The following is a 25680-nucleotide window of genomic DNA, read 5'->3' on the forward strand; positions in this document are numbered from 1 at the left end:
GAACATCATGGCTCAACAAAGACTGTCATTTTTAGATCGTAACCTCACGCTATGGATTTTCATTGCGATGGGGTTGGGAATTGCGATCGGTGTGTTCTTTCCACAAGCCTCAGTGGCATTGGATAAAATGAGTGTGGATTCCGTCAATATTCCAATTGCGATTGGTTTGATTTTGATGATGTATCCACCTTTGGCAAAAGTGGATTATGCAGCGCTACCACAAGTGTTTAAAGACAAAAAAACCTTAACTTTGTCTTTGGTACAGAACTGGGTGATAGCACCAGTATTGATGTTTGCATTAGCCATTATTTTTCTACATAGCTATCCAGAGTATATGACAGGCTTAATCCTGATAGGACTGGCTCGTTGTATTGCGATGGTCTTGGTGTGGAACGGTTTGGCCTGTGGGGATAACCAATATGTTGCTGCATTGGTGGCCTTTAACAGTATCTTCCAAATTTTATTTTTCAGTACCTATGCTTGGTTGTTCTTGACCTTCTTACCACCGTATTTTGGTGTTGCAGGGCAAGTGATCAATGTGGATTTCTGGACGATTACCCATGCGGTACTGGTGTATTTAGGGATTCCATTTTTTCTTGGCTTTATGACCCGATTCATTTTAGTTCGTGCTAAAGGTTTGGCTTGGTATCAAAATGTCTTCTTACCTAAGATTAGTCCACTGAGTCTACTGGCTTTATTGTTCACGATTGTGGCGATGTTTAGCCTGAAAGGGAACGATGTGGTGAGCTTACCGATGGATGTCTTGCGTATTGCGATTCCATTGACCATTTACTTTATTGTCATGTTCTTCATCAGCTTCTTCATGAGCAAATGGATGGGGAACGATTATCCTAAAACCACAGCAATTTCTTTTACTGCTACGGGAAATAACTTTGAATTGGCACTTGCTGTAGCGATTGCAACTTTTGGTTTAGCCTCACCTGTGGCGTTTACCACTGTAATTGGCCCACTGGTTGAAGTGCCTGTGTTGATTGCTTTAGTTAGCGTGTCTTTATGGCTCAGAAAAAAGTTTTTTAAAGCAGAGGTGTAATTTCTATGACTCTCCCAAATGTAGATATGAATCTTTTGGATCAACCTACTTTAGAAAAAGTACAAGCTAAAGAGTTGGATCATCCACCGCGTATTTTACTGCTGTATGGTTCTAACCGTGAGCGTTCATACAGCCGATTGGCCGTAATGGAAGCAGGACGTATCTTGGAGCAGTTTGGTGCCGAAGTAAAAATCTTTCATCCTAAAGGGCTGCCTTTACCTGAAGATGCGGACACTGAACATCCAAAGGTTAAAGAGTTGCATGATTTACTCGCTTGGGCAGAAGGAATGGTGTGGTGCTCACCTGAACGTCACGGCTCAATGAGTTCAATTTTCAAATCGCAAATTGATTGGATTCCATTGGCAGGTGGTGCGATTCGCGCAACGCAAGGAAAAACTTTGGCATTGATGCAGGTCAGTGGCGGTTCACAGTCTTTTAACAGCCTAAACCAGATGCGTATTTTAGGCCGTTGGATGCGTATGATCACTATTCCGAACCAATCCTCTATTCCAAAAGCTTTTTTAGAGTTTGAAGAAGATGGACGGATGAAACCTTCATCCTTCTATGATCGAATTGTCGATGTCATGGAAGAACTATATAAGTTCACCTTGCTCACTCGTGGGCAAAGTCAGTACCTCACAGACCGTTATTCAGAGCGAAAAGAGTCGGCAGAAGAATTATCTAAGCGTGTCAATCAACGTAGCTTATAAACTTTAGGTGATCAGAAATGCAAAAGAGACATTCTAAATTAGTGATCTTAGGTTCAGGACCTGCGGGTTATAGTGCCGCTGTATATGCAGCACGCGCAAACTTAAAACCCACATTGATTGCAGGTATACAACTTGGTGGTCAATTAACAACGACCACTGAGGTAGATAACTGGCCAGGCGACCCAGAAGGTTTAACTGGTCCTGCACTTATGGAACGAATGCAAGCCCATGCTGAACGCTTTGGCACAGAGATTGTGTATGACCACATTAATGAAGTTGATTTAAGCGTCCGTCCATTTGTGCTTAAAGGTGACATGGAAGAATTTACTTGTGATGCACTGATTATTGCAACAGGTGCGACAGCACAATACTTGGGTCTTGAATCTGAAGCTAAATTCATGGGTCAAGGTGTCAGCGCATGTGCAACTTGTGATGGTTTCTTTTATAAGAATCAAAAAGTCATGGTCGTGGGTGGTGGTAACACAGCAGTTGAAGAAGCACTTTATCTTTCTAATATTGCTGAACATGTCACCTTAGTTCACCGTAGAGACAGTTTACGTTCAGAGAAAATTCTACAAGATCATCTTTTTGCCAAAGAAAAAGAAGGCAAAATTAGTATTCTTTGGAATAAGCAAGTTGATGAAGTCTTAGGTGATAATACTGGTGTTACTTCAGTTCGCTTGAAGTCAACTTTGGACGAAAGCATACAAGATGTTGAAGTTCAGGGCTTATTTGTTGCTATTGGTCACAAACCGAATACAGGTATGTTTGACAGTCAACTCACTCTACGTGATGGTTACATTCAAGTACAAAGTGGTACTTCAGGCAATGCAACAGCAACTTCTGTGGCTGGGGTATTTGCTGCGGGTGACGTTGCTGACAGCATTTATCGCCAAGCAATTACTTCGGCAGGCTCAGGTTGTATGGCAGCTTTGGATGCCGAAAAGTATCTTGATCAATTGAGCAATTGAAAGGCTCATTTAAACGCTTGAAAACTGTATGAAATACGCCCAGTCTATTGCAGACTGGGCGTTAAATTTTGATTATGACAATAAATAATAGGAGATATACTTTGACTCAATTACAAGCTGAAGTCGATGTAGTCATTATTGGTGGTGGTCAGGCAGCACTTGCTACAGCTTATTTCCTCAAACGTAAGAAAATTCCATTTATTATTTTAGATGATCAATCTCAGGCGGGCGGTGCATGGTCACATGCTTGGGAATCGCTTCGTCTTTTTTCTCCAAATACTTGGAGCTCTTTGTCAGGTTGGATGATGCCAACAACTGAACAAACCTACCCAACGCGAAATGAAGTGATTGACTACTTGTCGGCATATGAGCAACGCTATCAATTTCCGATTATTCGACCAGTTCATGTCGATCATATCGAACAAAAAGATGGCTACTTAGACGTGTATGCTGGCGATCAATATTGGCGAGCTAAAGCGGTGGTCAGTGCTACAGGGACATGGAGTCAGCCTTATATTCCGCATTATAAAGGACGTGAACGATTTGAAGGATTACAAACGCATTCAGCACATTATGTGAATCCAGATCCTTTTATTAATAAAAAAGTGATCGTAGTTGGTGGTGGTAACTCAGGGGCACAAATTCTTGCCGAAGTCTCAAAGGTTGCAGATACCACTTGGGTCACAGCAACACCACCTCAATTTTTATCAGATGACGTTGATGGGCGGGTCTTGTTTCTTCGGGCAACTGAACGTTTAAAAGCTCAACAGGAAGGTCGTGTGATTGATCAACCCGTTGGTGGTCTGGGTGATATTGTCATGATAGACAGTGTCAAAGAGGCACGTGAACGTGGCGTACTACATAGTCGAGAACCCTTTACCTCATTTGAGGAGCATTCCGTTGTTTGGGCTGATGGTACAAGACAAGCGGTAGATGCTGTAATTTGGTGTACAGGATTCAAGGCTTCACTGGATCACTTAAGAAGTCTGGATGTTGTCAAACCTGATCAGACGGTTGATGTGAATGATGGACGCTCAATAAAAGTAAATAACCTTTGGTTGGTTGGCTATGGGGAGTGGACAGGCATGGCATCCGCTACACTCATTGGGGTTTCTAGAACAGCAAGAGCAGCGGTAGATCAAATATATGCTTATTTGGCTAATGTTTAAGAGCTATGCATTTAAGGCAGTGTATAGAAAGGTTTGCATTACCCCTCAATACTTTATGGGTACTTCTTTATTGTGATGTTACTTCATTCAAGAAAATATAAACTCATTGCTGTTATGGGCTTCACACAGATTCTTGCGTGGAGCTCTACATTTTATCTACCCGCAGTACTGGCTAATCTTATTGCCAAAGACACAGGATGGTCTCTAACTTTAGTGATTGCAGGATTGTCTTGGGGATTTATTGTTACAGGTATTTGCTCTCCAAAAGTTGGACGGTTTATCGAGCAATTTGGTGGAAGAAAAGCACTCTCTATTAGTTCAATATTCTTCGCTATCGGACTGTTATGTTTAGGGCTTTCCTCTCATCTATTGGTTTATTATTTTGCATGGACAATGCTCGGTATTGGTATGGCTTTTGGCTTATATGATGCTGCATTTTCAACCTTGGGGCGATTACTTGGTCAAGATGCAAAAACAGCGATAGTAGGAGTAACACTATTAGGTGGCTTAGCCAGTACTATCGGATGGGCGCTCATCGTATTTTTAGAAGGCTTATACGGTTGGAGAATTACTTGCTTCATTCTTGCATTATTTCATCTGCTGCTTGGTTTACCGTTGCATTACTTTTTACTTCCTAGAGAAGAACAAAGCACGGAAGCTCATGCTAAAGAACTCAATAGCCAAACCAATCTACACAAAGAAGGTAATCGACTCTTTATGTTGGTAGCCGTTATTTTGACGGTACAATCTTTTGTTGTGGCGACAATTTCAGTTCATTTATTATCGATGCTAAAAACCATTGGTTTTAGTGTATCAACAGCCCTTGCGATCGGGATGATGATTGGTCCAGCGCAGATCATTGCGAGACTGCTTGAGTTCTCTTTGTTTAAAAACTTACATCCAAGTTGGTCGAGTCGTGTTGGAGTATTGATTAGTTTCTTTGGCATCATTTTTTTGTTTACGGATGGATATGCCTTAGCCTTGCTTGGCGCGGCTTTATATGGCGCAGGCAATGGTATTCTCACTATTATTCGAGGCACATTACCTCTTGCCTTATTTGGGCGAGAAGGCTATGCAACCAGAATGGGCTTATTAGGTCGGCCTATCATGATTGCATTGGCTTTTGGCCCTCTCATCTCTGCATTTATTCTTGAAAAGTGGGGAGTCAATATCTTATTGATAATTTTAACTACGTTAGTTTTTATCGCATTGCTTGGCACGTTGAAATTACCCATTCAGCAGGTCTAAGAAGTAGCAGGCTATACTTTGGCTGAGTTGATCCAATTGGTCGGATTAACCCATCGAGTAACATTCCAAAGAATTATTTGAATCCTGCAATAGAAGTTGGTTTGGTCAAATGCACTATTCCAGATAAGCCGAAAAGTCCGAAGCAACGCTATAGGTTGAAATGATCAAATTTAGGTGTAGAGTTGAGATAAAATGAGCTAAATGCTACTATATTGATTAATAAACGAGCGCTTAAAATTAAAATAATAGTATAGTGAAATTGGACGAAATATGGACTTTATTTGCGCCTATTTTACGCCTAAAAATTTTAAAATTTCTAATAAGTTTTTGATTTAAATTAAAAATAAAATTTTACTGGTCCAATCCATCATCGGAGCGACCGAAATACGAGGCGTTAAAGATTGGAGCTCAGACATACAGTCAACCTGAAAAAGATAGAAAAAAAGCAAGTGCGGATTATACGTGCTTTATTTTAAAATCAATAGTCATACTCAAAAGATAGAATTTGTAAAATTAATGAATATTAATTTTTTGTATTTGCTTAGAACCCCGATATGGCAGAGTTATATGAAATTTGCATAACTCCACCAATATGTTAAAGCTGTGCGAGTTAAAACTACAACAGCATACCACCAGAGGCTTCTATTCTCTGACCTGTGATCCAGTTAAATCCTTCACTAAAAATAGCAGCGATTGCTTTTCCAACATCATCCGCTTCACCAACACGGCCTAATGCAGTGATAGATGCGATCATCCCCTGAACTTGCTCACTATTGCGGACTGCACCGTCTCTAAAATCAGTCGCAATCGCACCGGGCGCAATCGTGTTGACACGAATCCCTTTGGAGGCGAATTCTTTTGCCATATAACGTGTCATGACTTCTACAGCGCCTTTTGCCATGGCGTATGCAGCTGACCCAGGCATAGAAAAGCGTGTTAGACCAGAGGATATATTTACAATATGACCGCCATTTTCAATGAGTGGTAGCAATTTTTGAGTGAGAAAAAATGGGCCTTTCACATGGATATTGAGCATATCATCTAGATCATCAATACTAGTTTCTTCAATACTCGTATGTAAACCTGTCCCCGCATTATTGAGTAGGTAGTCAAAACTTTCACGACCAAATTGCTCTTTTAATACGAAACTCAAGCTTTTTACCAAATCATCAAATAATGTGATATCTCGAATATCAGATTGAATGGCAAATGCGTTTTGACCTTTTTCTTTAATTTTCTCAACCACGTCTAGAGCGGCTTTTTCATTGCGATGATAAGTCAAAATAATGTCAATATTTTGCTCAGCGAGTTTAAGCGCTGCATCTCGACCTATTCCACGACTCCCTCCGGTGATGAATGCGATTTTATTCATGTACTGACCTCATATTATGCTGATTAACTGTTGATAAAATTAAAGTACAGGAATTAATTGTCTTGATAAATGTAAGTAATCAGATAAGACTGTTCATAAATAATGAACAATTGGAAGTGATGTATGGATAAGATTGAGACGATGAAACGTTTTATCGCTGTTGTACAAAATGGTAGCTTTACCCGTGCTTCAGAACAGCTCAAGATTCCTAAGTCAGCAATCTCTATGTCAATCACTAAGCTTGAAGATCATTTAAAAACTCGTTTACTTTATCGAAATACAAGACACCTTTCTCTTTCAGAAGCAGGTCAGCGCTATTATGTCGAATGCTTAAGATTATTGGATGAGTTAGAAGGCTTAGATAACCAATTTCAACAACAAAGTGAAGAACTCAGTGGTGTGATTAACATCGATATGCCAAGTCGGTTTTTTTCTAGCGTGGTGGCTCCCCATTTACCTGCATGGTTTCAACAATATCCAAAAACACAGATTAAGCTGCTTGGCGTTGATTATCGTATTGATCCTATCAAGGAACGAGTAGATTGCGTAATCCGTGGAGGTCAGCTTGAAAACAGTAATTTAATAGGACGCCATTTGGGTATTATGGAAATGGTTAATTGTATTAGTCCCAGTTATGCGGAACATTACGGTATACCAACATCATTAGAGGATCTTAAAAATCATTATATTGTTGATTATTCTCATGCTGACACCCAGTCGCAAAATGCTTTTGAATACAATCAAAATAATCAAACCTACCTTGTACCAACTCCAAGTCTAATCAGTGTCGGCACAACGGATGCCTATTTAGCTGCAGGTTTAAATGGACTAGGGATTATTCAAATTCCCAGAATTGGTGTTAGACAACAATTGGCAAATGGTGACCTTATTGAAGTATTAACAGCGTTTACCAGTGCACCGATGTCTTTGTCGATTTTATATGAATCGCGAAATAATCAACCCCGCAGACTAAGTGAATTTATTAATTGGTTGATTCTTCTATTCAAAAAAATGAATCACGATACACTGTAGTTTCACTAAATGAACCCGATGTCGTTTATGCGCAATGTGTAGTCATTGCTCAATTTTGTTTAGGTTTAATATAGCCAAAGGCAGCTTCTTTGAGCTCCCTATCATTTCATACAAAATACTGACGGAATAAGGCTGCGGCCAATATTCCTGCAGCAATCGCCAACAGTGGTTTTTTAAGCAGTAGCATAACGATCAATGTTGTCAGTAACGCCAAACGAGCGCCATGATCACCTTCAACCGCAATAGGAGCCAAAAGTGCAACCAGTACAGATCCTGACATTGCATTAATGAATCGTTGCACACGATCGCTAATAGGTACATAAGACATAATCAAAACACCACCCCAGCGAGTGGCTAATGTCACAATGGCCATAATAAAAATAATAATTAATGGATAAGTGGTGCTAATCTCTAAGTTCATAGCTGTTTCTCTTTCCAGAAAATTCCGACAATTCCGCCAAATAAAGCACCCACAACGACATGACTATTTTCTGGTAAGTACCAATAAGCCAATAATGAGCTACAGGCTGCGATTGTCCAGATGATGAGTATTCTGAGATTTTTTTGTCCACCGACAACCATCGCCAGTAGAAAACAAGCCATGACCATATCTAATCCCAGCAATGCAGGATGATGAATGACATTACCAAAATAGAAACCCAGTCCTGTGCCTAAAACCCACGCGAGCCAAAGCGCAAGGCCTCCTCCAAACAATAAGCCCATCCCTGATTCACCACGATTAAATGCTTGTAGTGAGAGTGCCCAATTGGCATCAGAAATAACCAGCAAGATACTGTATCGTTTGATGGGAGGCAGGTGGCGTAACCAAGGGTAAAGAGATGCGCCCATTAAAAGGTGCCGAGCATTGATAAAGAAAACTGTGACTATTAAGGGAATCAGTGATATTTGCGCGCCCCATAGTTCTAAAGTCGCAAATTGAGATGCTCCTGCAAAAACAAAGCTACTCATTAACATGATAGAGCTATTGTTTAGTCCTGTTTGCGTTGCTGCTAAACCGAAAGCAGCCCCAAAAATTACCACGAAAGATGAAATTGGAAGAAGGCTCTTAAAGCCTGACCAAACTTGGGAATGACTTAAACTGTAAATATTTGGGTCAACATTCGACAAAATAATTTCCTTATCTTTTTAAATTTTCTAGTGAGCTATATACCTAATGATCGCTGATGAAAATTAGGGGAAATTTCCTTCTTTTCTTAATAAATTATGGACTTAGAAAGTTAGAATGAAAAGCGCATAATTCTTACATATACTATTCGAAAATCGAATAATTTGGTGAAATCATGAATCTACAAAATCTACAGATTGATTGGTTAAAATGTTTTGTCGCAGTTGTTGATACAGGTTCTCTTTCAAATGCAGCACCTGAGCTATACCGTTCACAGTCCGCTGTCAGTATGCAGTTAAAAAAATTGGAAGGTGCTTTAAAATGCCAACTTTTAGTTAGAACGCATAGACAAATTCAACTTACTTCTGAAGGGCAACTTCTTTTAGGTTATGCAAGACGGATACTTGATCTACATCATGAAACACAAATGGCTTTTAATGGAGAAGAGTTAACTGGTCGGATAAGACTAGGTGTACCCGATGATTACGCTGCTAAATATTTAACGCCAGTGCTTAAGCGTTTTGCACCACGTTATAGTGGCGTTGAAATAGAATTTATTTGTGAACAATCGACTTCATTGATCCCACGTATAGAAAATGGTGAGATTGATTTAGCATTGATTTCAAGGGATAACCCCCGTCAAGGCACCTTATTGTTTCATGAGCCAATGGTGTGGGTAGGTTCTCCCCAATTTGAATTATGGCGTGAAGATCCGATACCGATTGCTGTTTATGAAAGTACCAGTTTAGCCAAAAAAAGTGCGATCAATTCGCTCGCATTGCAAGGTCGCCGTTATCGGGTAGTTTATAATAGTTCTAGTTTAATCGGGCAAATTGCAGCAGTTGAAAGTGGTTTGGCCGTCGCAGTTTTTACACAATGTAGCGCGCCTCCGCATTTAGAAATTTTAGGAGCAGAGCATGGACTAGGTCCATTAGCACCCATGGAAGCATCTGTATATAGAAGTCGAGTCTCGCTTAATTCAAAAGCGGTTGATCATTTATATGAGCTGTTAATTAAGACATTAAGGCAATCCATTACCTATTAAAAAGATTTTTATTCGGTACCTCATCTTCTTATGTATCAATATGATGTCTTCGGATGAGATGAGTTGTGCTTTTTATTTAAACATAAACTAAATCTGAAAAAGTTAGAAAAGCACAAAGCGAATTAAATGTGCTTTATTTTAAAATCAAAAGTTGCTCATCCTAAATAACCCAAATTTATACTTTTCTTGAAAATATATTAATGACATTCTGCAAATGCTTCTGCATGGCTTTATATGCCGCAGCACCATCTTGGCTCTGGATTGCTGCCATAATTTCCTGATGTTCATGCTGAGACCTTAAAGGCATATCTTCAGGAGTGTATAGACTACGCATACGACTGAACAACTCGGTATATTGCTTCCCAAGTAAGTATTTCAGAAAAAAAGAAAAAGCACTGTTTTGGCTCGCTTCGGCAATACGAATATGAAATAAACGATCTCCAATATGCTCACTAGAATGTTCCAAATTATCTCGGACATTCATAAAAAACGCTTCTTTAATCTCTTCTAATTGTTCATCTGTACGATGTTTTGCGGCAAGTTCAGCGAGATACGGTTCAATTTGCAAACGTGCTTCTAAAACTTCAAAAGGTGTAACAGCAGAATCCTCTTTTAAATGAGGGATCAATAACGGATGAATATTGGTATTAAAACCCGTTTGTTCTAAATCCTGATCTTGTTGATCTTTAATGACATACACGCCACTGCCAAGTTTAACTTCGACAATCCCATTGACTTCAAGTGCAATGATTGCTTCACGTACAGAAGTACGACTCACACCTAACTGCTGGGCAAGATCGCGCTCAGGCGGTAATTTGGAGCCTAACTGATAAATTCCATTTTTTATATCATCTTGAATTTTATTAAAGATATTTTGATAAAGACGAGTTTGAGTCATAAATTTCAACTTTTACAAAAAATTGGTCTTGCCAAAACCCTTTTGATCAATTAAATTGACTAGACCAATTAATTGGTCTAGTCAATTTGGCATTTACCATAGTATAAAGTAAAAAGCAGGGACGAAGGTATGAGATTGATAAATAAAACGTGTGTGATTACGGCAGCAGCTCAGGGAATTGGTAGAGCCACTGCATTAAGCTTTGCAGAACAAGGTGCAAAAGTAATCGCAACAGACATTAATTTGGAGCTGCTTGAACAACTCAAAAGTCATTCTGACAATATTCAAGTTGAATATTTAGATATTACTAATCCTCAGCAAATTATTGAATTTTCTAAAAAATATCAGAAAGTCGATGTGTTGTTTAATTGTGCAGGTTGGGTTCCAGCGGGTTCAATCTTAGAATGTGATGAAACACAGTGGCAACGTGCTTTTACAATGAATGTAGATTCGATGTACCACATGATTCAGGCTTTTTTACCAGCAATGCTGAAAAGTGCCAATGCCTCAATTATCAATATGTCTTCAGCGGCATCAAGTATCAAAGGTGTGCCGAACCGCTTTTCCTATAGTGTCACTAAAGCGGCAGTCATTGGTATGACCAAATCCATAGCAGCTGATTTTATCGGTCAAGGGATCCGTTGCAATGCGATTTGTCCGGGAACTGTGGATTCTCCTTCACTGCATGATCGTATTGAAGCTCAAGCAAAAGAACAAAACAAAACCATTGATGAAGTCTATGCTCAGTTCGTTGCTCGCCAACCTATGGGACGAGTCGGTAAAGCAGAAGAAATAGCAGCACTCGCACTCTATCTTGCAAGTGATGAATCCTCATTCACAACTGGAACCATCAATATGATCGATGGTGGTTGGTCAAATTAATTTTCAAGCAGATCTAGGATAGAACAATGAAATTATTAAGATATGGTGTAAAAGGACAGGAAAAGCCAGGAATCTTAGATCCACAGGGACAAATTCGGGATTTGTCCTCAGTGATTCAAGACATCAATGGTCAGGTGCTTGCGGCCGAGTTAGATCAAATTCGAAATCTGGATTTATCGAGTCTGCCTTTGGTTGCTGAGGGTGTGCGCCTTGGTGCATGTGTGGGTAATATCGGTAAATTTATCTGCATTGGTTTGAATTATTCTGACCATGCCGCAGAAACAGGTGCAGAAGTTCCCGCTGAACCAGTGGTTTGCAATAAATGGACCAGTGCAGTGGTTGGACCAAATGATAATGTGGAAATTCCAAAGAATTCATTCAAGACAGACTGGGAAGTTGAATTGGGTGTCATCATTGGTAAAGATGGCCGTTACATTAGTAAAGAACAGGCAATGGACTATGTTGCAGGTTATTGCGTGATTAACGATGTTTCTGAACGCACATTTCAGCTTGAAGGCACAGGAACTTGGGATAAAGGAAAAGGCTGCGATACTTTTGGTCCAACCGGTCCATGGTTAGTCACCAAAGATGAAATTGAAAATCCACATAATTTGAAAATTTGGTTAGAGGTCGATGGTCATCGTTATCAGGATGGCAATACCGATACCATGATTTTTGATGTACCAACCATTGTGAGCTATTTAAGTCAGTTTATGAGTTTACAGGCAGGTGATGTAATTTCTACAGGCACACCGCCAGGTGTAGGACTTGGGCAAAAACCACCTGTGTATTTAAAAGCAGGGCAAGTGATGCGGTTAGGTATTGAGGGATTAGGCGAACAACAACAGAAAGTTGTTGATGCTGAATAAGCCAGATTTATCTCAATAGATTTAATTTTTAAGTAATACAAAAGAGGCATTTAAATTCGATGTCTTAGGAAGACTTGTCTTTAAAAAAGCTCAGAATTTAAAAAAGGAATAGGAATGTTAAAAATAACGGATTTAGAAGTATTGGATATTCGTTTCCCTACTTCACAGCAGTTGGATGGTTCAGATGCAATGAATCCAGATCCAGATTATTCAGCTGCTTATGTCATCTTAAAGACGGATCATCCAGCGCTGACAGGACATGGTCTGACATTTACCATTGGTCGTGGTAATGAAATTTGCTGTGCAGCAATTGAAGCGATGCGTCATCTTGTTATTGGTCTAGATATCGATGAAATTAAGAAAAATCCTGCTTTGATGTGGCGACATTTAACTTCGGATAGTCAATTGCGCTGGATTGGTCCAGACAAAGGGGCGATGCATTTAGCGACAGGTGCAGTGGTCAATGCAATTTGGGATTTATGGGCGAAAAGCGAAGCTAAACCGGTTTGGAAACTGGTTGCAGATATGACTCCTGAACAGTTAGTGAACTGTATTGATTTTCGTTATTTAACCGACTGTATTACGCCTGAGGAAGCTTTGGATTTATTGAAATCTAATGAGATTGGTAAAGCACAACGTGAGAATACCCTGCGTGTAGAAGGCTATCCTTGTTATACAACTTCAGCCGGCTGGTTAGGTTATAGCGATGAAAAACTTGCACGGCTTTGTCAGGAAGCTGTTGATGAAGGCTTTAACTATATCAAATTAAAAGTGGGTCGCGATATTGAAGAGGATAAGCGCCGTGTCAAGATTGCGCGTGACATTATTGGTCCTGACCGTCATTTAATGATTGACGCCAATCAGATTTGGGAACGTGAACAAGCCATCGACTGGGTTAAACAGTTGGCATTTTCAACCCCATGGTTTATTGAAGAACCAACATCACCTGATGATGTCGAAGCGCATCGTGCTATTCGATTTGCGATTCAGCCGATTCAAGTGGCTACAGGTGAAATGTGCCAGAATCGCATCATGTTTAAACAATTTATTATGCGTGAAGCAATTGATATTGTTCAGATTGATGCTTGTCGAATGGGAGGAATTAACGAGGTATTAGCTGTATTACTGATGGCCGCAAAATACAAACTTAAAGTTTGTCCGCATGCAGGTGGCGTAGGCTTATGTGAATATGTTCAGCATCTTTCTATGATTGATTATTTATGGTTCTCAACTTCCAAAGAAGGTCGTGTCACAGAATACGTTGACCATTTACATGAGCACTTTATCGATCCTTGTGTGATTCAAAATGCAGCTTATATGCCTCCAACACTCGCGGGTTTTTCAATTGAAATGAAACAGGCATCCATAGAGAAATATCGATTTAAGGGTTGATTGACTGAGTTATTGAGGGTCAAGCTCATGCATGCCAAAGGGAAGTGGTATGCAAGTACTATTAGATCAGTCTGATATACAATACATGGTTGAAATGTCAACAAATTTTAGTACCACAGGACATGATTCATAAAGTAAATCTAACTGATTTGTGGTTTTATCGTGGATGAGTTTTTAAGGGTGATTTTAACGTTCATCCAATCTGGAAAGAATGAAAGTGCATAAAGCCACAAGGAGTATATAAGTGATTGATAGTCATATTCATTTTTGGAAATACAATCCAGTTGAATTCCCGTGGATGACGGGTGATTTAAGTGTCATTGCACAAGATATGTCGCCTGAAGATTTGTTGGCACAATTGCCTGCCAGAATAGAGGGTTTGATCGCTGTTCAGGCAAGACCTTCTTGGGTGGAAAATGAATATCTGAATGGGCTGGCAGAGCAACACTCTATCATCAAAGGCATTGTGGCATGGTTTGATTTTAAAAAAGACGCTGAAATACAGTTGGAAAAATTCAAACAAAATAAGCGGATAAAAGGCTTTCGTCACATGCTTCAAGATGAGCCTGATCCTACAGCCTATATGTTGAACAACCACCAATTTAATCTGGGCGTAGAAAAAATTCAGCAGGCTGAGTTGCTTTATGGCGTTTTGATTCACCAGAAAGATTTGGATGCAGCCGTAAAATTTTCCCAACAGCATGATCAATATGAGTTGGTAATAGATCATTTAGCAAAACCTCAGATGTATTCCAGTGAAGGTTTTTCTGTGTGGAAAAAGAGCATGAAAGAATTAGCCGCTTTAGCGCATGTAAATTGCAAAATTTCAGGTTTGGTGACAGAGGCGGGCGCACACTGCAAAGCACAGGATTTTCAAGCCCACCTCGATATTGCTTTAGAACTTTTTGGTCCTGAACGCTTGCTTTGGGGTTCTGATTGGCCTGTGTCTTTTGCGACCCATCGTTATGAAACATTATTGGCATTTTGGGATGAATGGACATGCAAATGGAGTGCCTCAGAACGTCAACAAGTCGAAATAGATACACCTAAGCGCTTATATAAGCTATGAAATTTAAAAGATTTTAAATATAGGAGATAGGAAAGATGGATTTACACCTCAAAAATAAAGTCTTTATCGTTACGGGTGGTGGTGCAGGAATTGGTGGCGCAATTTCATTATTGCTCGCACAAGAAGGTGCAACGGTTGCCATTTTTGGTCGTTCAGACCTGAGTTCCGAATTTGAAATATCTTTACAGGGAACAGAGGCAAACTACTCCTTCCATCAACTGGACTTGACTGATGAAAAAGCCTGCCAAGAAAAAGTTCAGAATGTCATTGACCTATATGGACGTCTGGATGGTTTAGTCAACAATGCAGGAATAAATGACAATGTCGGACTTGAAGACAGTATTGATGCGTTTAGACAGTCTTTAGATAAAAACCTGATTCATTATTTTACAATGGCTCACTTTTGCATACCGCATCTCAAACAAAGCAAAGGCAGCATTGTCAATATTGGTTCTAAAGTCGCAGTCACAGGGCAGGGACATACCAGTGGATATGCTGCTGCAAATGGTGGCCGATTGGCTTTAACACGAGAGTGGGCAGCGCAATTTAAAGATGATGGTGTCAGAGTCAATGCGGTTTTACCTGCTGAAGTCATGACACCACTTTATCAACGCTGGGTAGATAGCTTTGATAACCCAACCCAAAAGTTAGCACAAATTACCCAAAATATTCCGTTTGGTCATCGTATGACGACGACCAATGAAATTGCAGATACCACGGTATTTTTACTGTCTGATCGTTCTTCGCATACCACTGGACAACTTTTATATGTCGATGGTGGTTATACCCATTTAGATCGAGCCTTAGATCAAAACGAAGACTGATATGCCGCAAAGTGGAGCGAAAAATGAAACGCTATTGTTTGGCTTTAGACCTAGTGGATGATGCTGAAAAGATTCAACAATATCAGCAGTATCATCAAAAAGTATGGCCCGAAATCATCACCAATATTCGCAATCGTGGTGTGCTGGATATGCAGATTTGGCAAGTCGAAAATCATCTTTTTATGATCATGGATACTACCGACGATTATGACCCTGATGTTGCAGAAAATGTTGCTGTTTCAGAACCGAAAAATCTTGAGTGGGAAAGTTTGATGTCGCAGTACCAGCAAGTACTGCCTAGTGCAAAACGTGGTGAAAAATGGATCGAAATGGAAAAAATATTTGATCTAAAACAATAATCCGAATGATATAAGGAATTCAGCCATGAAGGCAAAAATTACAGAACCTCAATTTAGGATGGGGTTGATATTGGTCACGACACTCTTCTTTATGTGGGGATTGTCGTATGGTTTGGTCGATGTTTTAAATAAACATTTTCAGGAAGCTTTGCACATTTCTAAAGCACAATCGGGGCTGATTCAGGCTGCGTATTTTGGTGCCTATTTTGTGATTGCATTACCTGCGGGTTTATTTATCGAAAAAAAAGGCTACAAAGCTGGGATTATTCTCGGTCTTTCCCTTTATGCAATCGGGGCACTGCTCTTTGTCCCTGCCGCAAATATGATGACATTTAGTTTTTTCTTATTTGCATTATTTGTACTTGCCTTGGGATTAGGTTGTTTAGAAACAGCTGCAAATCCTTACTCATCTGCATTGGGACATCCGTCAACTGCTGAACAGCGGCTCAATTTATCTCAGTCTTTTAATGGTCTAGGGCAATTCTTTGGTCCACTGATTGGCGGTTTATTTTTCTTTAACTCTGTAGAGGGTGACAGTGCTGCAAGTTTTGATGCTGTGACCTATACCTATGTTGGTATTGCCGCAATTGTCATTGTTTTGATTGTATTTTTTGCTAAAGCAAAACTACCTGATTTGCGTGAAAATGAGGCGAAACTGGATGCAGCCAATCTTCAAAATAACAATGCATCGATGTGGTCACACGCAGAATTTAAATTTGGCGTCATCACCCTGTTTTTCTATGTCGCCGCGCAGGTGGGGGTAGGTGCATTTTTCATTAACTTGGTGGTAGAAACTTGGCCACAGAGTTCAAGCCAACAAGGCGCATATTTCTTATCTATTGCCATGCTGGCTTTTCTGATTGGGCGGTTTGTCAGTACAGGCATCATGTCAAAAATATCTGCCAACCATTTGTTGCTGATTTATGCCGTGATTAACAGTGTGCTGTGTATCGTGATTTTATCTGGCGCTGAGTATATTTCAGTGATTGCAGCGATTGGTATTTTCTTCTTTATGTCGATTATGTTCCCGACCATTTTTGCGATGGGAGTAAAGAATCTAGGATCTAAAACAAAAATTGGTAGCTCATTTATGATCATGGCGATTGTGGGCGGTGCAATCATGCCTTTTTTCATGGGGAAATTGGCTGATCACTATGGAACTCATATTTCCTATCTATTGCCATTGATCTGCTTTGTGATCGTATTTTTCTATGCGAAGAGTTATCAAAAAATCGCATTGGCACAGATCAATTAATATCCCGATTTTATCGCAGTGAGTGCGATAAGCGTGATAACACCGCCATTTAATAATAAAAGGCGAAAATTATAGGATTAAGGACAATATAATGAAAATTCAAAATGGAAGCCGTAGAAAAGTACACTTCGCAATCCTTGCATTATCAAGTGGTTTAACGATGAGCTCTGCCATGGCAGCAGATGCTTTTCGTGTAGATAGCCCATGGATGTTTGGAGATTGGAATGGTAAAAGAACTGAGTTAAAGGACCAAGGCTATGACTTTAATATCGGTTATACAGGTGAGTTCGCAGGTGTCATCAATGCAGATCGTGATGGTAAGGGCAATGTTTATGCTGATCAGTGGGCATTTGGTGCAAACTTTGATTTAAATAAGATATTGGGTTGGCGTGATACAGAAGCAAAAATTGTCATTACCCATCGTGGTGGAAAAGCCCTGAATACTGAAGCGGATGTTATGGCACCTCAATTTAACCAAACGCAAGAAGTCTATGGTCGAGGACAAACTTGGCGTTTAACAGACTTATGGATTAAGAAAAAATTTGTAGATCAGCGATTGGATGTAAAACTAGGGCGTTTTGGTATTGGTGAAGACTTTGCAGGTTTTGATTGTGAATTTCAAAACCTTGCTTTATGTGGTGGACAGGTTGCCAATTGGGCTGGAGATCAATGGTATAACGGTCCTGTCAGCCAATGGGCAGGAAGAGTTAAATACAATATTCACCCAGAATTGGCCGTTCAAATGGGAATTTATGAACGTAATACGGTCAACGCCAATGCGACTACTGCCAGTGATGGTTTTAACTTAAGTACAGATGGCTCAGATGGTGCAGTGATTCCATTGGAAATTGTCTGGCAACCAAAAAAAACCAGTAACAATTTGAGTTTACCAGGAGAGTACCGACTTGGATATTTTGCAAGTACGGTGGATACGCAGAATGTTCAGGTGGATTATTCTGCTCCGGGAATCTCCCAAAAATTTGATGCTGATCATCATAAATGGGCTGCATGGCTTTCAGCAAAGCAACAATTGACTCGCCATCATGGCGATGAATCTCGTGGTTTGACCCTGATGGGGCAAGCCACTTTTTATGATGACAAAACCAGTGCATATAGCGATGCGCAAAATATTGCAGTGGTCTATAAGGGATTATTTGATGCTCGCCCAAGCGATGAAATTGGAATCGGATTAGCACGGATTGGGGTAAATACTGATGCGATCAAATTTAATGGCAAAGTCGAGAATGAAAAGTTTGATGATGAATTGGATGCAGAAATTTATTATGGCTTAAAAGCGACTCGTTGGTTGACAGTACGTCCAAATATTCAATATGTAAAAAATATTGGTGCCAATAAAGCCTATGGTGATGCATGGGTCGGTGGGGTGAAATTTAATATGAATTTCTAAATATTGAATACGCTTAACTATTAAAACTGAGTTGACTTCTAGACTCAGTTTTAATTTGTCAATTATCTGACACAATAAAATCTGTCGCTATTAAAGGTGTGAATTTATAAATGATATAGTTTTTTATAGCAAGCCCATGGTTAGAGCATGGACTTTTTATCTCTATTTGCTGTTATTAATTTTTTGCATTGTTTCTGTATCCATGAGGGCACGGATACTTTTAAATAATGGATGTTTATCTGTATATTTTTCACCATAGCTAAGATTAAACTCATAATCAAAGTCATCAGGATTAATTCCTTGATTATGCTGTAAAATTGTTTCTAGCTTATCCAAAGCCTTTACTGCAACAGCTTCTTGCGTTAGACCAGCTTCATATTCTTCCCATAACCCAAGTATGGTGTTTCTTAGGGGAGCATCTAGGGATTGAGTAAGTAATAATAGATCGTTACGTTCTTGAACGTCTTTATCTGGATGGTTTTTCTTTTCAGTCGCTGGAACATCACCATTGATTGTCTCGCCTAAATCATGAACAAGACACATCTTTAAAACCTTTGAAAAGTTTAGATATTTTAATTCATCTTCAAATACAAGAGCTAACAGGGCAAGCCTCCATGTATGCTCGGCTGTACTTTCAATTCTACCTTTAGAGGTATGAGAGGAACGCATTATATTTTTCAGGTTTTCAGCCTCTTTCAAAAAGAGTAGACGACCTTTAATAATGTCAGTATTCATTTCGGTTTCTTATTCCTATCAAAATTATAGATTTTTACTTTTAATAAGCTTAATAAATGCTTTTTAAAGTAATCTGTTTTGATTCTGGTTACTACGAGAGCAGCTACAGGCTTATGTATTAAATAGAAGCAATCAATAACATAATATCCAGATGACTTTTTGCTAACATCTTCAATTTAGGCGTATGCGTTGATCGCTGCATTGTAAATTTATCAGCCGAAGCATTGTATATGGATCAGTAAGGGGCTCATCGTGACACAACTTTGGCTATTGGAGTGGTCTACAGCTTATGCTTCAAGATAAATTAAAAAAAGGACAGATGACCTTTTTTTATATTGACCGTAAAATACCTTGTCTCAAGAAGATAACTTGGGTCATGTCACTGTTTATTACCTATTATCTAGGCCCAGTATAGGTTTCAAATATTGATAAAGACTTTGAAAATATAGATAGTTTTGAATGAAGAGTCGTGAAAGATGAGGACTAGTAGTAATGATGAATTAATACAGAATTATATCGATAAGTTTTTTTTATCGCGTTATTTTTCTCCAATATTGTTAGAAAATTTCTTATTAAAACAAATAGAAGCAGGTGAGTATCTGCTTGCACAAGGAAGCTCGCTAAGTAGCCTCTATTTACTTGTGAATGGAAAATTACAAGTAGAACATTACCAAAAAGATGGGAGTTGTGCCGTATTCTCTATTGAAAGGGCTTTTTCCGTGATTGGTGATTTAGAGCTTTTTTTAGATAGAGATATAGGTACAGTAAGTACGGTGACTGCGATTTCAAAAGCGGATATTCTCGAGATATCCCTGAACAAAATTGAGCAATATGCGTTTAACGATCCAGCTTTTCTACGTTTTATCTGCTCTCATCTCAGTCAAAAATTATATGCTTCTACTCAACTGTTAACAAATGCAACGCTTCCAGCATTTATAAAAGTACGTAAATATTTAGCAATTAGGGTGGAAATGGAGGGGAGTATGATTCACTTGGAAAAACGTGATTCTATTGCTGCTATGTTAGGAATTTCGACCAGACAGCTAAATCGGATTTTAAAAGATTTATCAGACTTAAACATCATTCAGCTTAAAAATAAAACGTTAAAAGTTTTGGATAATGACTATCTCGCTGAAATAGAACCGATAGACCTTTTATAATTAGATAGCGGTGAAATAAAAATAGAATTATGTTCAAGATATTTAGTGAGGGTTTTAGCCGTCAAGTTTATGCTTTGAATTGATTATGGAGGACGCTACAAACCTTCTTCTTTCATTGCAAGCAAGCCCATGGTTACCGCATGGGCTTTTTTGATGTAAATGAACAACTCAGGACAGAAGTTCCGAACTACTTTCAGCATGTTTTGACAATGAACGTAAATCTGAACCAGAAGGAGCCTGATAAATTTTTAGCCCAAATTCAGGGATAATTGCCATCAGATGGTCAAATATATCAGACTGGATTGCTTCATAATCATTCCATACCGTTGTATTGGCAAATGCATAGATTTCCAGCGGTAATCCCTCACTCGTTGGTTGTAACTGACGGATAATTAGGGATTGGTTTTTAGCAATACCAGCGTGTTGTTTTAAGTAGAACTCGACATAGGCCCGAAATGTTCCAATATTGGTTAGGCGGCGCTGGTTATAAACTGACTGATCTTCAAATTGTTGATTAAAGCTGTCCAATTCAGATTGTTTATTATCCAGATATTGATCCAGTAACAGGAACGCTTTTAATTTCTGTTGTTCTTCATGGGTAATAAAATGAATGCTGGTTTGATCAATAAAGATTGAGCGCTTAATGCGTCTCGCCCCCAACAATTTCATCCCACGCCAGTTTTTAAAGGTGTCCGTCACCAACTTATTGGTCGGAATTGTGGTAAAGGTTTTATCAAAATTCTGTACGGTAATGGTATGTAAGGACATATCAATAACATCACCATCTGCATTTAATGTTGGCATTTCAATCCAGTCACCGATACGAACCATATCGTAGGAAGAGATTTGCACCGATGCTACCAAGGACAGAATCGTATTTTGAAAAACCAGTAATAATACCGCTGCCATCGCACCAAAACCAGCAAGCAGGGTAAAAACATCTTTCTTTAAGAAGGTACCTAAGATCAGCAGACCACAAACGATAAACAGAATCAACTTGATCAGTTGAAGATAGCCTTTGATGGGCTTATTCAGTGATTTTGGATTACGTTGATAAAGCAAATTGAAAACATTTAAAAGTTCACTGATGGCCAATGCAATGGTCAGGAAGATAAACGCCTGTGCAGCCATTTGTATCAGGCCAACCGCTTTTAAGGACAAATGTGGAACTGTGGTAATACCATTTAAAATAACAATTGCAGGAACAATATTCGCCACTCTGCGGATAACACTATGCTGGGAAAAAATTTCACTGTGTGCAAACTTCATTTTTGAAATAAGTTTACGAATCCCACGGACAACAACTTGTTTTGCAATATAATTTGCGACAAAGGCGAAAAAAATTAGAATGGATAATGATGTTAGCATCTCTAGCCATGGATACTGATCAGACCATTCCTGAATATTCTTTAAGAAGGCAAATTTATCCAAAAGTACAACCTCAAAATAGCAGATACGCTATTGTATTGATTGTGAATGACAATAATTTATAAAAATACTTTTTAGCTACATTCGGGCATCAATTACTTACTCAACAAGATTGACAGACTCTCAGAAAGTCCAAGTGAATATGTGAAGATAAGTATGCAACCGTTGGGCATAGGTAAGCCTAGTTTCGCGGATCACTATATGCCAATCAACAGTACTTTATTGAATACGATGGGATGCTAAGTTTTAATTTGTGAGACTCAATAGTGGCTGATTTTATCCGCAAGATTGGCAATACGGTTCAGACGGCAAGACTGTGCATCTAACATTTGTCCTTGTCCTTCGGTTTTCGGATCCCAATTACAATACTTGTCGGTGTTTTCCCACCATGCTGCGATTTCATCCATCTGCCGGTCTTTTTTCACACTGTCTGGACGACTGATGATTTTGGCAAAGGCCTGTTGAACGCGGTTCTTATGTTGGGCATATTCTTGGTCCATACAGCTTTGCATTTCAAATGTTACTGCACCACTTTGCTTGATACATTGGCCATAACTGCTGCTTAATTTGGCATGAATATAAGAATCATCTGGAAGGGGACGAGACATTTCATCATCGGCAAAAGCTGCAAAAGGAAGAAGAGAGATGAACAACAATGTAGTACTTTTAAATTTTTTCATATATTTGACCTTTAGTTTTATCTTGATCTCGATGTTCGTTCTTGAATATCTCTATGCTTTGATTCGCATTATTGAAGTAAATTCAGATAGCGTTGCAATTGTGCAGTACGGCCTGCGATACGCTGTATATCATTAAGTTCAGTTTGCAAGTTGTCTGGCTGTGATTGACCATACAGCGTTGTTTCCAGTTCAGCATCACTTTGACGTGATTGTAGCCAAATGCGTTGTGATGCAACCAGTTTTGTTTTCTGGGTAGCACTCAAATGCGATTGTAATTTTTTATAGGTACTATTCAATCGCGCATCTTGACGTTCAGCCTCATCTTTTAGACAAGTTGCCTGTTCTATAATACCTTGGGCACTGTTGTCACAGTTTATAAAAGCTTGGCTTAATAAGTTTTCATTTCCTATTGGTGCAGCGAAGACCAAGCTTGAAAAAGAACATAAAAAACTGATCGGTAAGCATGCTAATCGTATTTTTTTCATAAGGGATAAACTCTTGATTGATCTATCAGGATGAATGTTGACTGTTGTGCGAGCTGAATAAAACCTTGCTTGAGTATCGTCAATCACGCTTTAGCAAAGACAAACAAAGACAAACAAAGACAAACAGAGGTATCATTTTGACCAAAGTGTATCAACTTTAAATTTGAATAATCATGGATATTTGGATGTTTTTTTCCAAAAATATAGATTGTCCTGTACAAATTTCTTTAAAGCTCTGAGATTTATTTTCCGTACAATTACTGCTCCTCAACTGTTTATTCATATAGCTTCAAGATAGTAACCCGCATATTCATTTAAATTGAAATTGTGTACATCGCATTTTTTGGAATGTTATCGCAGACTATTGATGTGAATATATTATGATCGGTTTTTTCACACAATAGTTACAGTGAATATTATTCAAATAGAATGATTTGGGTATCCGTATTTTTATTAAAATAATAAGTTTCTTAAAAAATCAAAATCCCTCAAATTTTGAAGGATTTTGATTTTAGAATGCTTTAAATGGTCTGTGCTCTATTGAGATATAGACGATCTAGCAGAGAAAATAGTGCAGACCCCATAACCAGACATACACCGACAAGACAAGTCATGGTCCAACCTCCATGATGCCATGCATAAACCCCTAAAGCGGAACCACATGCACCACCTGTGAAATAGGCTGTCATATAGATAGAGTTAATCCGAGATTTGGCATCTGGGCGTAAACGGAAAATGATATTTTGATTGCTGGTATGAACCACAGCGAGTCCAAAGCTAATCAGGCCATACCCTAAAATATAACTGGTGAGGTACTTTCCACCGAAATAAAGCAATGCCCAACTGATGATCATCAACGCTACCCCAATCCATGTCAGGATACTGGTATGTCCACGGTCTGCGATTTTACCAATTTTTGCAGTGGCTAAAGCACCAAATACCCCAATGATCGTTGCAACACCAACCAAAACATCAGGTAATTTAAACGGTTCAGAAGTCAGTAAAACAGCAATCGTTGAAAATAAAATACTCATGGCTGCAAATGCAAAGCCACCAATAATTGCACGATAGACTAAACGACGTTCTTCTTTTAACAACACACCCATTGAGTAGAAAATTTTGCCATAACTCATTTTAAACACAGGTACATGTGGCAAACGTTTTTTCAATAAATAGGCAAGAATCAACATTAATACCGCACTGACAAAGTAAATCAGTTTCCAGTTAAACAGGTTAGATAACAAACCGGCAAGACTGGTGGAAAGCAATAACCCGACTAAAAGCCCACTCATTAAAAAGCCAACAACTTCACCTGTTTTTTCAGGTTTAACTGCCATCGTTGCAAGAGGGATTAACACCTGAGCCGCAACTGAAAATAGACCTGTAATAATTGTGCCAACCCAAAGCATGGGTAAATTGACAGCAAAAGCACACATCAATAAACCAATCGCAGCACAAAACATTAACCAAGGAATAAATTTGATTTTATTGACAATATCACCCATGGGCACAATGAATAAAAGACCAAGCGCATAAGATACTTGGGCAAAGGTCACTGTAAGTGCCACTTGTGATTCTGGCATGTTGAAATAGAGTTGAATCGAGTGAATCAGCGGCTGACTATAATAGTTTGCTCCTGCGCATAAACCGCAGGCAATCGCCATCAGCCAAAGTAATGCTTTATTTTGGCTAATATCGAGTTGAGCATTCATAAAAATATCCTAGTTCTTGGAGTTACATACAATAGGCAGTTGCTTCAATTTCAATGAGCATTCCTTGTAAAGCAAGACACGGGACAGGAATCAGTGTACACGCAGGGAAAGGTTGATCTTTCCAAAGTTGTTGCATTTCCTGAATTAAAAACTGATGTTTTTTGGTACTGTGATCGACCACAAGCACTCTTAAAACAGCAATATCCAATAATGATGCATCAGCCGCTTGTAGGGCATGTTGCAGATTGACAAAAGCTTGATGAACTTGTTGTGCAAAATCTTGGGATAATTGTCCTTGTTGGTTTTCACCACCTTGTCCAGATATATGCAAAATACGCAAATAATGGCGTATTTCAGCCACATGACTATACGCAAATGCTGTTGGATTATAAAGTGTATTTGGGTTAATCATTTGGAACGATTTGATCTGCGCGGATTCTGATCTGGAATTCATGGATGACTCTTTTGATTGACTAGAAATTTCCGTCAGTATCAAAGCTCAAGTTAACTTAAGGTCAAGTGAAAATGCCAAGAAAAAACCGAAGCAACTGATCGTATTTATGAATGAACAATCAAGGGGCTGTTAAACAAGAAAACCGTCATATAGAAAAGTAATCAGAAGAAGCACAATGCAAGTGAAGTATTGCTCAGTATTAAAAGTATATAGTTTGTTTATCTTTGCTTTGATGCTCTTAGGAAATCCCAGTAAGCACTGACTAGGATTTCGTAGAGGCCTATCTTAAGCAAGGTATTGGCTATTTTTTATATTCAATGAGCTGAAATAGCCCTGTACTAAAATA

The 25680-nt window shown here is 39.0% G+C and carries 26 protein-coding genes and 1 pseudogene; 17 read left to right on the top strand and 10 right to left on the bottom strand.

Features of this window, described 5'->3' with window-relative positions:
- Positions 1-7: 7 nt before the first annotated feature.
- The 6 genes and pseudogenes from arsB to MTO68_RS03055 form a co-directional block, all read left to right on the top strand.
- Complete coding sequence (gene arsB, locus MTO68_RS03030; RefSeq protein WP_005312206.1) at positions 8-1051, top strand: ACR3 family arsenite efflux transporter; 1044 nt, start codon at positions 8-10, stop codon at positions 1049-1051.
- A 5-nt stretch (positions 1052-1056) separates the two neighbouring features.
- On the top strand, positions 1057-1761 hold the full coding sequence (arsH, locus tag MTO68_RS03035; RefSeq protein ID WP_000174605.1) for an arsenical resistance protein ArsH: 705 nt from the start codon (positions 1057-1059) through the stop codon (positions 1759-1761).
- 17 nt (positions 1762-1778) lie between these two features.
- A complete protein-coding gene (gene trxB, locus MTO68_RS03040) occupies positions 1779-2732 on the top strand; it encodes a thioredoxin-disulfide reductase (protein ID WP_009585686.1) in 954 nt (317 codons plus the stop codon).
- A gap of 101 nt (positions 2733-2833) precedes the next feature.
- Complete coding sequence (locus tag MTO68_RS03045; RefSeq protein WP_005312214.1) at positions 2834-3901, top strand: ArsO family NAD(P)H-dependent flavin-containing monooxygenase; 1068 nt, start codon at positions 2834-2836, stop codon at positions 3899-3901.
- A 114-nt stretch (positions 3902-4015) separates the two neighbouring features.
- Positions 4016-5149, top strand: a complete 1134-nt coding sequence (locus MTO68_RS03050) for an MFS transporter (protein ID WP_035301146.1) — start codon at positions 4016-4018, stop codon at positions 5147-5149.
- Between the two features lie 12 nt (positions 5150-5161).
- Positions 5162-5313, top strand: a pseudogene (locus tag MTO68_RS03055) (Fic family protein); the annotation flags it as partial.
- 452 nt (positions 5314-5765) lie between these two features.
- Here MTO68_RS03055 and MTO68_RS03060 read toward each other — a convergent pair.
- The gene (locus tag MTO68_RS03060; RefSeq protein ID WP_244014953.1) at positions 5766-6521 is read right to left on the bottom strand and encodes an SDR family oxidoreductase; all 756 of its coding nucleotides are present in this window, start codon (positions 6519-6521) and stop codon (positions 5766-5768) included.
- Positions 6522-6644: 123 nt separating this feature from the next.
- On the opposite strand from MTO68_RS03060, the gene MTO68_RS03065 reads away from it, so the two are divergent.
- Positions 6645-7553, top strand: a complete 909-nt coding sequence (locus MTO68_RS03065) for a LysR family transcriptional regulator (protein ID WP_244014955.1) — start codon at positions 6645-6647, stop codon at positions 7551-7553.
- Between the two features lie 106 nt (positions 7554-7659).
- On the opposite strand, the gene MTO68_RS03070 is transcribed toward MTO68_RS03065, so the two are convergent.
- Together MTO68_RS03070 and MTO68_RS03075 are read right to left on the bottom strand one after the other, a co-directional pair.
- Positions 7660-7974 (bottom strand): AzlD domain-containing protein, encoded by a 315-nt coding sequence (locus MTO68_RS03070; protein WP_004723188.1) that lies wholly within the window; start codon positions 7972-7974, stop codon positions 7660-7662.
- Positions 7971-8681, bottom strand: coding sequence for an AzlC family ABC transporter permease (locus MTO68_RS03075; RefSeq protein ID WP_244014957.1), 711 nt, complete (start codon positions 8679-8681; stop codon positions 7971-7973). Before MTO68_RS03075 ends, MTO68_RS03070 begins: the two co-directional genes overlap by 4 nt.
- Positions 8682-8854: 173 nt before the next feature.
- Here MTO68_RS03075 and MTO68_RS03080 point away from each other — a divergent pair, with 173 nt between their 5' ends.
- Entirely contained in the window at positions 8855-9724 is an 870-nt protein-coding gene (locus MTO68_RS03080) for a LysR family transcriptional regulator (protein ID WP_244014959.1), read from the top strand.
- Positions 9725-9899: 175 nt separating this feature from the next.
- Here the strand turns inward: MTO68_RS03080 and MTO68_RS03085 are convergent, their stop codons facing one another.
- Positions 9900-10622, bottom strand: coding sequence for a FadR/GntR family transcriptional regulator (locus tag MTO68_RS03085; RefSeq protein WP_004818986.1), 723 nt, complete (start codon positions 10620-10622; stop codon positions 9900-9902).
- 129 nt (positions 10623-10751) lie between these two features.
- On the opposite strand from MTO68_RS03085, the gene MTO68_RS03090 reads away from it, so the two are divergent.
- The 8 genes from MTO68_RS03090 to MTO68_RS03125 all read left to right on the top strand — a co-directional run bounded on the left by MTO68_RS03090 (position 10752) and on the right by MTO68_RS03125 (position 18680).
- Entirely contained in the window at positions 10752-11504 is a 753-nt protein-coding gene (locus MTO68_RS03090) for an SDR family oxidoreductase (RefSeq protein ID WP_004818987.1), read from the top strand.
- Between the two features lie 26 nt (positions 11505-11530).
- The gene (locus MTO68_RS03095) at positions 11531-12373 is read left to right on the top strand and encodes a fumarylacetoacetate hydrolase family protein (protein WP_244014961.1); all 843 of its coding nucleotides are present in this window, start codon (positions 11531-11533) and stop codon (positions 12371-12373) included.
- A 114-nt stretch (positions 12374-12487) separates the two neighbouring features.
- On the top strand, positions 12488-13765 hold the full coding sequence (locus tag MTO68_RS03100; protein ID WP_244014963.1) for an L-fuconate dehydratase: 1278 nt from the start codon (positions 12488-12490) through the stop codon (positions 13763-13765).
- A gap of 244 nt (positions 13766-14009) precedes the next feature.
- On the top strand, positions 14010-14834 hold the full coding sequence (locus tag MTO68_RS03105) for an amidohydrolase family protein (protein ID WP_244014964.1): 825 nt from the start codon (positions 14010-14012) through the stop codon (positions 14832-14834).
- Positions 14835-14869: 35 nt separating this feature from the next.
- Positions 14870-15658, top strand: coding sequence for an SDR family oxidoreductase (locus MTO68_RS03110; protein WP_244014966.1), 789 nt, complete (start codon positions 14870-14872; stop codon positions 15656-15658).
- Positions 15659-15681: 23 nt separating this feature from the next.
- Complete coding sequence (locus MTO68_RS03115) at positions 15682-16017, top strand: L-rhamnose mutarotase (RefSeq protein WP_244014968.1); 336 nt, start codon at positions 15682-15684, stop codon at positions 16015-16017.
- A 25-nt stretch (positions 16018-16042) separates the two neighbouring features.
- Positions 16043-17272, top strand: coding sequence for an L-fucose:H+ symporter permease (fucP, locus tag MTO68_RS03120; RefSeq protein ID WP_004818999.1), 1230 nt, complete (start codon positions 16043-16045; stop codon positions 17270-17272).
- 91 nt (positions 17273-17363) lie between these two features.
- Positions 17364-18680, top strand: coding sequence for a carbohydrate porin (locus MTO68_RS03125; RefSeq protein ID WP_244014970.1), 1317 nt, complete (start codon positions 17364-17366; stop codon positions 18678-18680).
- A gap of 162 nt (positions 18681-18842) precedes the next feature.
- Here MTO68_RS03125 and MTO68_RS03130 read toward each other — a convergent pair whose 3' ends face one another.
- Positions 18843-19415 carry an HD domain-containing protein gene (locus MTO68_RS03130; protein WP_244014972.1) on the bottom strand — a complete coding sequence of 191 codons (573 nt, stop codon included), beginning with the start codon at positions 19413-19415 and terminating at the stop codon, positions 18843-18845.
- A 476-nt stretch (positions 19416-19891) separates the two neighbouring features.
- Between MTO68_RS03130 and MTO68_RS03135 the strand changes: the two genes are divergently transcribed.
- Positions 19892-20575 carry a Crp/Fnr family transcriptional regulator gene (locus tag MTO68_RS03135; protein WP_244014974.1) on the top strand — a complete coding sequence of 228 codons (684 nt, stop codon included), beginning with the start codon at positions 19892-19894 and terminating at the stop codon, positions 20573-20575.
- Between the two features lie 168 nt (positions 20576-20743).
- Here MTO68_RS03135 and MTO68_RS03140 read toward each other — a convergent pair whose 3' ends face one another.
- The 5 genes from MTO68_RS03140 to MTO68_RS03160 all read right to left on the bottom strand — a co-directional run bounded on the left by MTO68_RS03140 (position 20744) and on the right by MTO68_RS03160 (position 25334).
- Entirely contained in the window at positions 20744-22006 is a 1263-nt protein-coding gene (locus tag MTO68_RS03140; RefSeq protein ID WP_004819007.1) for a mechanosensitive ion channel domain-containing protein, read from the bottom strand.
- A gap of 257 nt (positions 22007-22263) precedes the next feature.
- Complete coding sequence (locus MTO68_RS03145; protein WP_228128926.1) at positions 22264-22659, bottom strand: hypothetical protein; 396 nt, start codon at positions 22657-22659, stop codon at positions 22264-22266.
- Between the two features lie 92 nt (positions 22660-22751).
- Positions 22752-23168, bottom strand: a complete 417-nt coding sequence (locus MTO68_RS03150; protein ID WP_244014976.1) for a lysozyme inhibitor LprI family protein — start codon at positions 23166-23168, stop codon at positions 22752-22754.
- Between the two features lie 521 nt (positions 23169-23689).
- Complete coding sequence (locus MTO68_RS03155) at positions 23690-24880, bottom strand: MFS transporter (RefSeq protein ID WP_239046468.1); 1191 nt, start codon at positions 24878-24880, stop codon at positions 23690-23692.
- Between the two features lie 22 nt (positions 24881-24902).
- Positions 24903-25334 (bottom strand): RidA family protein, encoded by a 432-nt coding sequence (locus tag MTO68_RS03160; protein ID WP_244014978.1) that lies wholly within the window; start codon positions 25332-25334, stop codon positions 24903-24905.
- Positions 25335-25680 lie beyond the last annotated feature (346 nt).

Origin of the sequence: Acinetobacter sp. NyZ410 (assembly GCF_022828975.1) — a bacterium.
Lineage (GTDB): Bacteria > Pseudomonadota > Gammaproteobacteria > Pseudomonadales > Moraxellaceae > Acinetobacter > Acinetobacter guillouiae.